Here is a 13,471-nt window from a genome sequence, read left to right as displayed (position 1 = left end):
CCGCATGACCGTTCTCGACGAACGCGCGCTCAACCGCGCGACGCTTGCCCGGCAGCTCCTGCTGGAACCCGCGGATCTCGCACCGCACGACGCCATCAGGCACCTGTGCGGCCTGCAGGCGCAGGAACCGCAGGAACCGTTCGTCGGACTCTGGGCCCGGCTGCGCGTGTTCGATCCAGCCGAGCTCTCCGAGCTGCTGACGCGACGGCGAGTGGTGCGGACCCACCTGATGCGCCGCACCATCCACCTGCTGACGGCCGAGGACCTGCTGGCCTGGCGGTCTCGGCACGAGGCGATGCTGCTCCAGCGGGTCCTCGGCGTGTACCGGCGCGAGCTCGCGGAGATCGATCTCGACGAGCTCGCCGCCGCGGGCCGGGACGTGCTGGCCGAGGGCGAACCGCATTCGCAGTCCGAGCTCGCGAGGGCCATCGCGCACCGCTGGCCGGACCGCAGCACCCGCGCGCTGGGTGAGGTGGTGGTCGGGGCGTTGATCCCCGTGGTGCAGCTGCCACCGCGCGGTCTGTGGCGCACCGGTGGCGCCGCCCGCTACCTGCCTGCCTCCACCTGGCTGGGGCGTGAGGTCGACCGGGAGTCGTCGGACGACGAGGTCGGACGGCAACTGGTGCTGCGCTACCTCGCTGCCTTCGGGCCGGCCGCCACCGCCGACATCCGCGCCTGGTCGGGACTGGCCGGCCTGCCCGGCGCGGTGAAGTCGGTGCGTGACCGGCTCGTGTCCTTCCGCGACCAGCGCGGCCGCGAGCTGCTGGATCTACCGGATGCACCCCGGCCGGACCCGGACGTGCCCGTGCGCGCGTTGTTCCTGCCCGCCTTCGACAACGCCATCCTCGGCTACGACGACCGCAGCCGGATCATCGACGACGCCCACCGCGGCCTGTCGGTTGCCGGGGAGCGCGTGGTGCTGGTGGACGGACGTGTCGCCGCCACCTGGAAGTTCCGCGACGGGGGCGTGAACATCGCGCCGCTGCACTCGTTCTCGCGTGCGCAGCGCCTGGACCTGCTGGAGCGGGGGAGTGAGCTGGCGCTGCTGCTCTCCGGGGGTGAGAGCGACCGCGCGCGGGTGACCTAGGAGTTCGGGGCTGGTGCGCAGCGGTGCTGGTCGACAGCCGGAGCGCGGCCACCGACGCGCTCCGGCACGGCTACCGCGGACTGTTGGTGTCCCGAACGCGCCCCAGTGGGAGATCTCAACAGGCGAAGGGCCGGGATGTGGTGGCGTTTCGATCAGACGGTGTGCACAGTGGAGACCATGGTTTTCCGCGTACCCACGCCCACTGACGTCCTAGGCCTCGCGAAGTCCACCGTGGGCTTGGTGACCGAAACGGCGACGGCCGCGGCAACCGCCCCGGTCCGCGTGCTCGGCCTCCTCGGAGAGGCGGAGAAGCTGGTCGGACGCATCACCACCGTGGTCGACCAGGTCGAGCACCTCGCGGAGCGCGCCAACGGAACCGTCGAGGCCGCCGAGGAGGCCGTCCAGGACGCCCGCGCGATCGTCGTCGCGGCGGCCCCCATCGTGGCCGCCGCCGGGAAGGTCTCCTCCCAGGCGGAAACCGTGGTGGGACGCGCGAGCGGTGTGTGCGACGAAGCCGCCAAGACCGTGGTGGAGGCGCAGCGAACCTCGGCCAACGCCGACGAACTGCTCGCGCTCTACTCGCCGACGGCCAAGAAGGCCGCACCGCTGCTGGACCGGTTCGTCGAGGAGCTCTCCGATTCCGAGGTCGACGCGGCGATCCGCCTGGTCGACGAGCTGCCGCAGCTCACCGAGCACGTTCTCACCGACATCCTGCCGATCTTGCGCACCCTGGACCGGGTCGGTCCGGAGATCCACGAACTCCTCGAAGTCACCTACGACGTTCGGCGGGCGATCGCCGGCATCCCCGGGTTCCAGTTCTTCCGCCGCCGGGGAGAGGACAAGGTCGAGGACGAGGAGCCTGCGAAGCCGCAGCCGGTCGCCGCCGGGGAGTGACCCCGTTCCGGCAGCGAGGACCGGGCCGGAAGAGAACTGGTCGAGCGGTGCTCGGCGAGGACGGGCACCCACGTGCCGCTCCGCCTCGCCGAGCAACCCCGAGGATCAGTCCTGGGCCTCCTCCGCCGGGATCGACCACCCCATGGGGATGGCCGGAACGGCAGCGGTCGCCTCGACGCCCACGTTCTGCACCACCGGCTGCAGCGGCTGCGCCATCGTCGCGAGGCACGGCGCCACCGCCGATGCCGGGGCAGCCGGCTCGGTCAAGCCGCCGCTGATCAACTCCGTTCCCGGGGTCGTGCGCACGCTCCACACCACGACGTCGTCGGTGGTTCGGAGCTCCAGGCCGTCGTCGCCGACGAGGAGGCCGGCGCCGGGGTTTCCCGACGTGTCGGTGGACCACACGACCTGACCGCGCCGGTCGTAGAGGACGAGATCGCCGTCGTCGAGGAGCTTGCAGCGACCGGTCCCTCGGAACTGGGTGTCCGACGCCCAGAGCGCACCGCGGCCCTCGTTGCTGTAGAGCACCAGGTTCCCGTCGTCCTGGTGCACGAGCGTGGTGCGACCGGACTCCGAGGTCAGGGACTGGCGACCGAGGGTCTGACCGGGGAGCATCCGGTCGCCGGTCGCCGCCGGGCCACCCGGGACCGAGGGCGCGCTCTCGGAGCTCCAGACGGGCTCACCGTCGACGTCGGCGATGGTGACGTTGCCGTCGTCCTGGACCACCAGCGTCGCAGCAGGCCGGGTCGCGCCGGTGGACCAGATCCGCCTGCCGCCGGGGGAGAACAGCGCGAGCCCGTCGGACTCGCGCAGCGCGCAGAAGGCGGACTCCGCACCGCAGGTGTTCGACGCCCACCACGCCCGCAGCGTCTCGTTCTCGTAGAGCACGATGTTGCCGTCGTCCTGGTGGACGAGCGTGAATCGCCCGTTCTCCGAGGTGAGCGACTCGCGGCGCAGCGCCTGCCCGGCGCGCATCTCGTGACCCGTCGCGTAGTCGCCGAGGGCGCAGTCCGGCGCGTCGTCCGGGCCGGTGTCGGCCTGGTCGTCGTCCTCGTCGTCGGTCAGGACGAAGAAGTCCGTGACGAAGCAGGTGATCTCGCCGCGGGCGTTGCGTCCGACCCAGGTCGGGTAGTGCCCGTCCCCGCAGCCCGAGGAGCACACGACCACCACGGTGCGGTCCTCGTCATCGGTGAGCCGCCCGATCCCGGTGCGGTCCCGTTCTTCCAGGGTCTCCAGCACGTCGTCGATGTAGGCCTCGTCGTCGCAGAACGCGAGGTTGCCCGCGTCGACGAAACCACCCGTCCCGCCATCGACCGGGTAGCCGAAGAACGAGCCGCCGCCGAGGGTCGACGCGTCCTGCCCGTCGACCACCGCCATCTCCCAGGAGGTGGAGGGTTCGTCACGGATCTCGATCTTGAGCGCGGCCACCATCTGGTACCAGCTCGACATGTCGGCGTCGCCGAACCGCGCCTCGGCCAGCACGACCGGGTAGGTACCGGGTGCGACGGTCTGCACGAAGGACCCGTCATCATCCGAACCGAACATCATCGGCTCGCCGGCGCAGACCTTGCCGGAGGGTATCCACAGCGAGGCCTCCCGACGCAGCTGGACGGTGGCCTCGTCGCCATCGGGCAGGGTGTGGCGGGAACCGTCGACGAAGATCTGGTCGAAGTCGGGGGCGGGGATCGGCATGCGGGCTCTTCCGTTGGGCGGTCGGGTCTTTTTCCACACACGTGCCATGGACTGTTTTTGGTTCGGCTCCGGTGAAACGCGGTGAGCGCGAACGGCCATTCCGCGCGGTCGCCGTGCGGAACCAGCGCTCCGGCACGGCGACCGCGCAGTGCGCGAGGTCCCGTTTTCCCACTCTGAATTTGTCAAAGAGCAAGCGCAGCAGGCACGTTGGGGAATCGGTGGAGCAGCTGGTTCATCGGTCGAGCGCTGGCGGGCCCCGTGATCCCGCCAGGGCGTCGAGCGCGAGCGGGGTGGGTGCGCTCAGGACGATGGTGTCCGGTGGTCCCCAACCGGCGAGCGTGGTGGGGTGAAGGGAGGGATGGCCGAGCGAGGAGTGGTCGGTGCGAGGGGTGGGGCGCGGCTTCAGCGTCGAACTCATGTGCTAAATGATGCCGCATGAGGGCTCGAACGCGCGAGCGAATTCGGGTCGCTGGATGGGGTGATCTACTTCGTCACTCTGCGAAACGAACTGCGCGGAAACCGGTTTCATGCGTCCACTGCGGAGTGGCGCTCCTCGGGCGGCAGCAGTGCCGGGTACCAGATGTCGGTGAGCGTCTCCGCGGGGTCGGCATCGGCCGCGTCCAGCGTTCCCTGCACCGCCCAGCGGGTGAAGAAGCGCTCCAACTGCGTCACCAGGAGGCCGACCCGCAGCCGCGCCTCGTCGACGCGCTGGTCGCCCCAGCGACGCAGGTAGTTCGGCATCGCTGCGGGCAGGTCCGCGACGGCCTGCGTCGCGATCGGCCGGAACGAGGGCTCCAGCGCGACCGCCTCGTCCCACACCGGCAGGATCTCCCGGTTCGCCTCGAACCAGCTCATCGCCCGGCGCAGCCAGTCGGTGAAGCGGGCGCGCGAACCGGATTCCAGCACCTCGTCCAGGTCGGCGTAGACCGAGGCGGCGCGCTGGTGCACCGTTTCGGCGCTGATCTGCCGAAGGACGTCGGGCTTCCCGCTGAAGTGCAGGTAGAAGGTCGCGCGGCTGCACCCCACCTCGGCGGTGATGTCGTCGATCGTGACCGCCGCGTACCCGTCCTCGACGAACCGGCGCCGGGCGGCTGCGACCAGCGCTGCTCTGGTCCGCTCCTTCTGCTGCTGCCGGAGGGTGGGGCGCTGAACGTCGGTCACGAGTCCGACCATACCGCTGCCCACTCACTAGACACCACGTCAGCGAAATGGCAAGGTCGATCGGTGATCGCAGCTCGACGAGGAGGTTGCCGATGGGTTCCGATCCGGTGGTCTGCATCATCGGAGCCGGGTGCTCCGGCTTCACCACGGCCAAGCGGCTGCGCGACGCGGGGATCCGCTACGACTGCTTCGAGGAATCCGACGACGTCGGCGGGAACTGGTACTTCGACAACCCCAACGGCCGTTCCGCCTGCTACGAGTCGCTGCACATCGACACCTCGACCACCCGGCTGCAGTTCGAGGACTTCCCGGCCGAGGGAGACTGGCCGGACTTCCCGCACCACACGCTGATCCACGAGTACTTCCGGGACTACGTCGAGCACTTCGGGCTTCGCGAGACCATCACCTTCAACACCCGGGTCGAGGACGCGCGCCGGACCCCGGAGGGACGCTGGGAAGTCCGGTTGAGCAGCGGCGAGACTCGCCGGTACGACGCGCTCGTGGTCGCCAACGGCCACCACTGGGATCCGCGAACCCCGCAGTACCCGGGCGAGTTCGACGGAACGACGCTGCACAGCCACTCCTACCGCAGCCCGTTCTCGCCGGTGGACATGCGCGGCAAGCGGGTCGTGGTCGTGGGCATGGGAAACTCGGCGCTCGACATCGCCGCGGAGCTGTCGCACCGCTCCATCGCCGAGCACGTCTGGGTCTCCGCACGTCGTGGCGTCTGGGTGCTGCCGAAGTACCGGGGCGGCAAGCCCTCCGACAAGCTGATGATGCCCCCGTGGATGCCCAAGAAGCTGGGCCTTCGCCTGGCGCGCAAGGCGATCAAGAGCAACGTCGGGGCGATGCAGAACTACGGCCTCCCCGAACCCGACCACGAGCCGCTGTCCGCGCATCCGTCGGTGAGCATCGACTTCCTGGCCAAGGCCGGTTCCGGCGACCTGACCTGCGTCCCCGCCATCGAGCGGCTGGAAGGTTCGGAGGTCGTGTGCACCGACGGGACGAAGGTCGTGGCCGACGTGATCGTCTTCGCGACCGGCTACAAGATGAGCTTCCCGTTCTTCGACGACCGCGAGTTGCAGCCGGACGCCGAGCACCGGTTCCCGCTGTTCAAGCGGATCGTCAAGCCGGGGGTCGACAACCTGTACTTCGCCGGGCTCGCGCAGGCCTCGCCGACGATCGTCAACCTCGCCGAGCAGCAGAGCAAGCTGATCGCCGCGCACCTGGCGGGGGAGTACCGGCTGCCGGGGGCCGCTGAGATGCAGCGGATCATGAACCGCGACGAGCGCAAGAACCTCGGGCAGTACTACAACTCGCCCAGGCATACCATCCAGCTCGACTTCGCCCGGTACGTGCGCGATCTGCACCGCGAGATCGCCTCCGGCAGAAAGCGAGCCACTCGATGAACGGCGACTGCGCGCCCCGCTTCGCACCGCTGCGCGACCTGCTGGAGCGCAAGCTGGACGAAGGGGAGGAACGCGGTGCCTCGCTCTGCGTCGTCCAGGACGGCGAAGTGGTGGTCGACCTGTGGGCCGGCGAGGCCCGCGAGGGCGTGCCGTGGGAGCGGGACACGCTGGTCAACACCTTCTCGGTGACCAAGACGATGCTCGCTCTGGTCGCGCTCGGCCTCATCGACTCCGGCGAGCTCGATCCCGACGCGCCGGTCGCCCGATACTGGCCCGAGTTCGCGGCGGAGGGCAAGTCGGGAGTTCTGGTCAGACACCTGCTCGCGCACAGCAGCGGGCTTCCGGGCTGGGACGAGAAGATGACCCTGGAAGACCTCTACGACCCGCGTCGTGCCGCTGCGCTGCTGGCCGCGCAGAAGCCGTGGTTCGAGCCGGGGGACGGGTCGGGCTACCAGGCGATCAGCCACGGGAACCTCCTCGGCGAGCTCGTCCTCCGCGTCACCGGCCGCACCGCCGGGACCGTGCTGCGCACCTACTACGCCGAGCCGCTGGACGCTGACTTCTGGCTCGGCGCACCGGAATCCGTGGACGATCGGGTCGCGATGCTGAAATCGCCGCCGCACGCCCCCGACCTCGACGAGTTCGGCAGGCGGGCGCTGGGCAACCCGCTGTTCTCGATGAAGGTGACCACCACGCGGGAGTTCCTGGGAGCCGAGATGGGCGGGTTCAACGGGCAGGGCAACGCCCGCTCGGTCGCGCGCCTGCAATCGGTGATCTCGCACGGTGGCGCGGTCGCGGGCAGGCGCTTCCTGTCGCCCGAGGTGATCGAGCGGATCTTCGAGGTCCACTCCGATTCGCGCGACCGGGTTCTCGGCCGCCGCATCCCCTTCGGGCTCGGCTTCGCGCTGGCGGCGCCGGAGCTGATGCCGACGCCCCCGGGGCGGATCTGCTGGTGGGTGGGCAACGGTGGCGCGGTGGTGGTCAACGACCTCGACCGGCGGATGACGGTGGCCTACACGATGAACAAGATGGCCGCCGAGCTCGTCGGTGCGGCCAAGACCCGCGACTACGTGCGCACCGCCTACGAGTGTCTCGGCGAGACCCCCTGATCGCATCGGAGGAGAACGAGCCGGCGACCTCTCGGCCGCCGGCTCGTGGCGCTTCCGGGTCGGTCAGGCGCCGAAGCCCTTGAAAATGGTGGTGAACTCGAACGGCTGCTGCTCGATGCTGCTGCAGGTAGGCGACACCGCGCCGCCGGGGCAGTCGCCGTTGTCGCGGCCGGCCGACCAGAACGACAGCAGGCCGATGCCGTTGGTGTTCGCCCAGTCCAGCAGCTGACGCGCGTGGTCCTGGTTGAAGATGTTGCCGTTGAAGTTCCGGCCGATCATCGGCGTCACGCCCAGCCGCGCCTTGAGGTCGGCGTCGCTGAGGTCCGGCCAGATCTCCTTCATCTGCCGCAGGGTGCTCTCGGCAGCGGCGATCACCGCATCGCCCCAGGGCTTCTGCGAGCCGAACTCCATGGCCATCGGGTTGACCAGCACGTCGACCCCGTGCGCCGCGGCGCTCTGCAGCACCTGCAGCGAGTACGGGTCGAGTCCGGTCTCGTCGGCCTGCACCCGCAGCGTGTAGCTGACCTTGGTGCCGCGCTCGGCCTGCAGCTTGGCCAGGGCTTCGTTGACGACGTCGTGCGGGATGGTCGCCTCGACGTCGACGTCGAGGTGGTTGGCGCCGGTCGCGTCCAGGATCGTCTTGTAGGCGTTCAGCAGCTCGTCGGCGGTGCCGCACACGCTTTCCAGGTACGGGCCCATGGCGCCGCCGGTGGCGACGATGACGTCGCCGCCCATGCCGCGCAGCTCGTCGATCTGACCCTTGATCGCCGGGTCGTCGATGGCCCGCTCGCCGCCCCACATCGGGGTGCAGCCCGCGGCGCTGCCGAGCACGAAGGCCAGCGTGAAGTGCTGCTGGCCGGTCGCCTTGGCGACGTCGACCAGGGTGGGCTCGTCCTGCATCACATCGATGTAGGGCGCGGACCTGATCTCGGCAGGCGCTTCCTGCGCGAGCGCGGAACCCGCGGCCAGCGGGAGCATCGAGCCCGCGACCAGCGCGGTGACGATCTTTCGGGGGATTCGCATGGTGCTACTCCAGGGGATCACTGGAACTCGGAGATGATCTTGGTGAATTCGTAGGGCTGCTGCTCGACGCTGCTGCACTTGCCGTCGGCCCATCCGCCGGGCTGGGTGCACACGCGGTCGCGGTTGAGCGCCCAGTAGGAGAGACGACCGATCTGCTTCTGCTCGGCGTAGTCCAGCAGCGCGCGGAAGGTGTCCGGGGTGAACAGCTCGGACGGCTGGTCGGTGTGGCCGTTCATGAGGATCACGCCCGTGCGCGCGTAGGCGGCGGCGTCGTCGAACTCGGGGTGCAGTCCGCGCAGCTGCTCGTGGAAGGCCTCGGCGACCGAGATCGCGCTGTTGGCCATGTCCTGACCGGGGCCGCCGTAGTCGAAGTCCATGATCTTGAACAGGTCGATCTCAGCGCCCATGTCCTTGGCGCGCTGGATCTCGGCCTTGCCCGCCTCGTTGAGCCCGACGGTGGTCATCGGCAGCGTCAGCGTGACGTGGAGGTCGGGGTTGCGCTCCTTGAGCGTCTTGATCGCTTCGAAGCGCTTGGTCTCGTTCGGGACGTCGCCCAGATCGTCGCCCTCGATGTCGAGGTCGATGTGGGTCAACTCGTACTTGTCGATCACCTGCTGGTAGGCGTCGGCCAGTGCGGTCGCGTCAGCGCAAGCGGCCGCGAGCTCGATGCCGTTGTAGCCGCCGAAGGACACGGAGATGTTGCCGCCCGCGGCCCGCACGGCGTCGGCGTTGGCCTTCACCGCGGTGTCGGTGGCCACTTCCTGGCCGACCTTGCCGTCCCAGGTGGGAGTGCAGGAGTCGGTGGACGGGGCCAGGGCGAAGGCGAAGGTGTAGTCCTTCTGCCCGCTGGCCTCGATGGCCTCGGCGATGTCCTGGGGTTCGTTGTCCAGCGGCATGTAGTACGGCGCGGCCTTGAGCTCGCCCGGAGCGGCCTGCGCCGTCATGGCGCCGGCGATCGGCAGCATCAGCAGGCCGGCGGCCAGTGCCGCCCATCGGGCCGGTTTCCTGGTCAAAGGGTGCTCCCCTCGGGACGACCCGGCCGATCGGTCGGGGTCGTGAATCGATCCGGAAGCGCGGCGCGCTCGGCTCCGGACGGGCACTGCGGAGATCTCCAGCGCGGAGGAAGGTATGTGCACCAGGTCACCCAGTCAATGGGTCTAGACCAGTTTGGCGGGACTACGCAACGACTCTCGGCCGCGCGCTGCATCCGCGGCGTCGGAATGCCGCGTCGCGTTCCGCCGGACGCCGCGGCTTGTCGTTCCCGGGGCTGCGAGCGTTAGCGGCTTCGAGCGGTGCGAAGGATCACGATCGGCCAGCGGTGGCCGAGAGACGGACGACGGCCCGCCGATTCATCGATCGTTCCAGCGCATGGCGGGTGCGGGATGGTTTCGACCGGGTCTCGGAGCTGCAACCGCGGGGATCTAGGGTGACCGCCCACTGCCGCAGTCCCCACTCGAAGGAGTGATCGGCTCTCATGTCGAACGCCAACCCCGCTCCGCGACGCACCGCGCTGGTGGCGGCTGCAGCGCTGTCCACCGTGGTGCTCGGGAGCGCACCGGCCACCGCCGAGCCCGAATCGGGCGAAGCCTCGCAGGCGGCGCAGAAGCTGCGCGAGCTGTCCAAGCAGGCGGAAGTGCTCACCGAGGACTACAAGAAGGCGCAGGACGATCACACCGCCAAGCGCAACGACCTCGACCGGTTCAACGCCGAAGCCCAGCAGGCCGACCGGGTCGCGGGCGAGGCGCGCGTGCAGGAGGAGCAGCTGCGCGGCCAGGTCGACCGGCTGAGCAAGGCCTCCTACAAGGGTTCGCAGATGAACTCGATCGCGGCGGTCCTCGACAGCGAGAACCCGGACGCGTTCCTGGACCGCGCCTCCACGCTCGACCTGATGGCGCAGCACAACTCCGAGTCGGTGCGCGCCTTCTCCGACGCCACCCACCGCGCCGAGGGCGCCCGCCGTCAAGCCTTCGACGCGCGTGCCGGTGCCGAGAAGGCCGAGGCGGACGCCGCGCGCCTGGAGGGCGACATCGCGGGCCGCAAGAAGGAGATGGACGCGCAGGTCGCGAAGGTCAAGGAGCAGTACAACGAGCTCAGCGAGAAGGACAAGGGGATCTTGTCCGGCGTGAAGAGCACCGTCGGCCAGCTCGCCGGTTCCGGTGCCGCGATCAAGGCGGTCAACGCCGCGCTGAGCAAGCAGGGCTCCCCGTACGTGTACGGCGCCAAGGGCCCCTCGCAGTTCGACTGCTCCGGACTGGTGCAGTACGCCTACAAGCAGGCGGGTGTCGACCTGCCGGGTTCGACGCGGTCGCAGGTGTCGGTGGGCCGTTCGGTGTCGCAGTCGGAGATGAAGCCCGGCGACATCATCTTCTTCTACAGCTCCGCCAGCCACGACGGCATCTACATCGGCAACGGCAAGATGGTGCACGCCCCGACCGAGGGGCAGACGGTCACCGTCGAAGAGGTCGAGTACATGGGCGAGATCAACTCGGTGCGTCGCGTCGCGGGCTGAACCGCCGATTGCGCGGCACGGGTGGTTTTCACGGATTCGGCCACGAAGCCGAGATCCGCTCCGCTACAGTCCGTGTCGTCATGATCACTGAAAGACAGGTTCCTGGTCCCTTCCTCGCGTGAACCGGTGCTCCGGGCGAGGTGGACAACGATGGGAGAACCCATGTTAAGCAGGATCGCGATGGTGTCGGTGACCGCTGCGGCCGCCGTTCTGCCGCTCGGCGCGGCCAGTGCCGCAGCACAACCGGCCGCACCGGAACTCGTCCCGGGAACGCCGTGCACGGCGACAGCGCACGCGTGCGTGAGCTTGTCGGCCAACCGGGCGTGGCTGATCCGGGCCGGTGAGGTCTACTACGGCGAGGCCTCGGCGCTCGGCGGACGCCCCGAGACGCCCACGCCGGCCGGCGTCTTCCACGTAACGTGGAAGGACAAGGACCACCACAGCAAGGAGTTCGACGCCCCGATGCCGAACTCGGTGTTCTTCACCGACACCGGCGTGGCGTTCCACCAGGGCAGCCTGACCGAGCGTTCTGCGGGCTGCCTCCACCTGTCCAAGAAGTCCTCGGAGGTCTTCTTCGACAAGCTCCAGGTCGGCGACGAGGTCCAGGTCGTCCCGTAACGGACGCCCCACGACCAGGCCCGTGACTCGCGGAACCGGAGTCACGGGCCTTTCGCGCTCTTCAAGACCTCGTTGCAGTCCGCGCAGGTGGGCGCATGAATCCAGTCGAACTCCGACGGCCTGGCCAACGCGAAAACGCCGTCGCACGCAGAGGTCGCCGACGGTCCGGCGTCACCGCTGATCCCGAAGAAGGCATGCCGGAGGCTTCGGCCGTTCACAGGCGTTCGCAGCGGGGGTGGGGGCATGGCCACGGGTGCGGATCTTCGAGCTGCCCGGGAAGCGGCTGGGGTGAGCCTGTGCGGGCTGGCGCGGCGAACCCACTTCGCGAAGTCCTACCTGAGCATGGTCGAAACCGGGAAGCGGCCCGTGGCACCGGATGTGGCCGATGCCTACGAGCAGGTTCTCGGTGTCCCGCTGCGGCCTGCGCCTGCTGACCCGGTGCGGGTCGCGCACGAATGGCTCGTGGGCGAGTCGCCGATGGTCGTGCAGGTGCGGGCGGGGCGACGGGTGGGTGCCGAGCTGGCGACCGAGCTGGAGAGGCGCGTGGTCGAGCTCCGGCATCTCGACGACGTCGTGGCTTGCCGGGACCTCCTGCCCGCCGTGTCCCGCGAGTTGGCGGATGCCGGGGAATTGGTCCGGTCGGCCAGCTTCTCGGAGCCGGTCGGGCGGCGGTTGTTCACCGCCGTCGGCGAGCTGGCCCAACTGGCAGGCTGGATCGCTAGCGACGCCGGGCGTCACGCCGAGGCGCAGCGGTTCTACGTCTCCGGCGTGGGAGCTGCGGGAGAGGCCTCGGATCGCGTGCTCGGTGCGCAGCTGTTGTCGAGCTTGAGCTACCAGGTCGCGAACGTCTGCGACCCGCGCGACGCGGTCCTGCTCGCCCGCACGGCGGCCCTGGGCGCTGAGGGCGCCACGCCGGTCGTTCGCGCGCTGTTCCTGGAACGGGTTGCTTGGGCCTCGGTGAGAGCCGCGGACGTCACCGGCACCTGGCGAGCGCTGGAAGCGGTGGACGAGGCGTACGAGCGACGCGGCGGGAGCGGTAGCGAGCCGGAGTGGGTCTACTGGCTGGACCGTTCGGAGATCGATGTCATGGCGGGCCGCTGCATGATCGAACTGGGTCGACCGGCTGATGCCGAGCCGCTGCTGGCGCGGGCGATCGCCCACTACCCGCCGGATCACGCTCGGGAGGTCGCGCTCTACCTGTCGTGGCTCGCCGAATCCCACGCACGCGCAGGAGATCTGGACGCAGCTCGCGATGCTCTCGACCGCGCGCAGCGGCACGCCGAGATCATGCCGTCGGCGCGGACTGAAGCTCGGCTCGGGGTGGTTCGGGGTGTGTGCGGGGCTGGTTGAGAGGTGGTGGGGTCACGGGGTTCTGGGCAGCGCCTCGGCGAGGGTGGCGGCCCATTGGGCGACGATGTTCTTCCGGCGGGGGGAGTCGTCGGTGAGGACGTCGGCCAGGCCGAGGCCCCTGGCGAGGTCGAGGGTGGCCTGGACGAGGCGCCGGGTGGTGGGATCGGAGTCGTCCGCGCCGAGCATCTCGATGGCGACCTGGTGGACCGTGCGGCCGAACTTCGCTTCCAGCGGGACGATCCGTTCCCGCAGGCCCGAATCCGCAGCCGCTGCCGTCCAGACCTGGAGGGCGGCTTTGAACAGGTCGCCCGTGTAGTAGTCGACGACCCGGGAGACCACGTACTCCGTGCGTCCGGGGCCGTCGGGCAGGTGCGTGCTCTCCGCGCGGATCTCCGACATCCGCGCGTCGAACATGTGCTCCAGGGCAGCGGTGATGAGGTCCTCGCGAGCCGGGAAGTGGTGCTGCGCGGCGCCGCGCGACACCCCGGCCCGCTGGGCGGCGGCCGTGACCGTCGTCGCGTCCCAGCCCTGGGTCGCGAGGCAGTCGATGGTGGCTTCCAGCAGGCGTTGCCGCGTCGCTCGGCTGCGGTCCTGCTTCGGCTCGCGCGACGTCATCTCC

Annotated in this window: 13 protein-coding genes; 7 read left to right on the top strand and 6 right to left on the bottom strand. The window is 69.7% G+C overall.

Going from position 1 to position 13,471, the window contains the following annotated elements; all coding sequences use genetic code 11:
• Positions 1-4 precede the first annotated feature (4 nt).
• Both ACYVF3_RS28245 and ACYVF3_RS28240 read left to right on the top strand, forming a co-directional pair.
• Positions 5-1,087 (top strand): winged helix DNA-binding domain-containing protein, encoded by a 1,083-nt coding sequence (locus tag ACYVF3_RS28245; protein WP_461157309.1) that lies wholly within the window; start codon positions 5-7, stop codon positions 1,085-1,087.
• Positions 1,088-1,327: 240 nt separating this feature from the next.
• Positions 1,328-1,981, top strand: coding sequence for a hypothetical protein (locus ACYVF3_RS28240; RefSeq protein ID WP_461157308.1), 654 nt, complete (start codon positions 1,328-1,330; stop codon positions 1,979-1,981).
• Positions 1,982-2,086: 105 nt separating this feature from the next.
• Here the strand turns inward: ACYVF3_RS28240 and ACYVF3_RS28235 are convergent, their stop codons facing one another.
• The 3 genes from ACYVF3_RS28235 to ACYVF3_RS28225 form a co-directional block, all read right to left on the bottom strand.
• Positions 2,087-3,673, bottom strand: coding sequence for a DUF4241 domain-containing protein (locus tag ACYVF3_RS28235; protein WP_461157307.1), 1,587 nt, complete (start codon positions 3,671-3,673; stop codon positions 2,087-2,089).
• A gap of 232 nt (positions 3,674-3,905) precedes the next feature.
• The gene (locus ACYVF3_RS28230) at positions 3,906-4,091 is read right to left on the bottom strand and encodes a hypothetical protein (protein ID WP_461157306.1); all 186 of its coding nucleotides are present in this window, start codon (positions 4,089-4,091) and stop codon (positions 3,906-3,908) included.
• Positions 4,092-4,198: 107 nt separating this feature from the next.
• On the bottom strand, positions 4,199-4,834 hold the full coding sequence (locus ACYVF3_RS28225) for a TetR/AcrR family transcriptional regulator (RefSeq protein ID WP_461157305.1): 636 nt from the start codon (positions 4,832-4,834) through the stop codon (positions 4,199-4,201).
• 92 nt (positions 4,835-4,926) lie between these two features.
• Here ACYVF3_RS28225 and ACYVF3_RS28220 point away from each other — a divergent pair, with 92 nt between their 5' ends.
• Positions 4,927-6,243 (top strand): flavin-containing monooxygenase, encoded by a 1,317-nt coding sequence (locus ACYVF3_RS28220; protein ID WP_461157304.1) that lies wholly within the window; start codon positions 4,927-4,929, stop codon positions 6,241-6,243.
• Positions 6,240-7,352, top strand: coding sequence for a serine hydrolase domain-containing protein (locus tag ACYVF3_RS28215; protein WP_461157303.1), 1,113 nt, complete (start codon positions 6,240-6,242; stop codon positions 7,350-7,352). The genes ACYVF3_RS28220 and ACYVF3_RS28215 overlap by 4 nt, the downstream gene beginning before the upstream one ends.
• A gap of 63 nt (positions 7,353-7,415) precedes the next feature.
• Here the strand turns inward: ACYVF3_RS28215 and ACYVF3_RS28210 are convergent, their stop codons facing one another.
• Both ACYVF3_RS28210 and ACYVF3_RS28205 read right to left on the bottom strand, forming a co-directional pair.
• On the bottom strand, positions 7,416-8,375 hold the full coding sequence (locus tag ACYVF3_RS28210) for a chitinase (RefSeq protein WP_461157302.1): 960 nt from the start codon (positions 8,373-8,375) through the stop codon (positions 7,416-7,418).
• 17 nt (positions 8,376-8,392) lie between these two features.
• Positions 8,393-9,388, bottom strand: coding sequence for a chitinase (locus tag ACYVF3_RS28205; RefSeq protein ID WP_461157301.1), 996 nt, complete (start codon positions 9,386-9,388; stop codon positions 8,393-8,395).
• Positions 9,389-9,849: 461 nt separating this feature from the next.
• On the opposite strand from ACYVF3_RS28205, the gene ACYVF3_RS28200 reads away from it, so the two are divergent.
• From ACYVF3_RS28200 to ACYVF3_RS28190, 3 genes are all read left to right on the top strand, one after another.
• Positions 9,850-10,884, top strand: a complete 1,035-nt coding sequence (locus tag ACYVF3_RS28200; RefSeq protein WP_461157300.1) for a C40 family peptidase — start codon at positions 9,850-9,852, stop codon at positions 10,882-10,884.
• A 162-nt stretch (positions 10,885-11,046) separates the two neighbouring features.
• Positions 11,047-11,502, top strand: a complete 456-nt coding sequence (locus tag ACYVF3_RS28195; RefSeq protein WP_461157299.1) for a L,D-transpeptidase — start codon at positions 11,047-11,049, stop codon at positions 11,500-11,502.
• 243 nt (positions 11,503-11,745) lie between these two features.
• The gene (locus ACYVF3_RS28190) at positions 11,746-12,852 is read left to right on the top strand and encodes a helix-turn-helix domain-containing protein (protein WP_461157298.1); all 1,107 of its coding nucleotides are present in this window, start codon (positions 11,746-11,748) and stop codon (positions 12,850-12,852) included.
• 12 nt (positions 12,853-12,864) lie between these two features.
• Here ACYVF3_RS28190 and ACYVF3_RS28185 read toward each other — a convergent pair whose 3' ends face one another.
• Positions 12,865-13,467 carry a TetR/AcrR family transcriptional regulator gene (locus ACYVF3_RS28185; protein WP_461157297.1) on the bottom strand — a complete coding sequence of 201 codons (603 nt, stop codon included), beginning with the start codon at positions 13,465-13,467 and terminating at the stop codon, positions 12,865-12,867.
• Between the last annotated feature and the right edge of the window lie 4 nt (positions 13,468-13,471).

It is taken from the genome of Saccharopolyspora tripterygii, from assembly GCF_054778355.1.
This window is presented reverse-complemented; position numbering and strand designations above follow the sequence as displayed.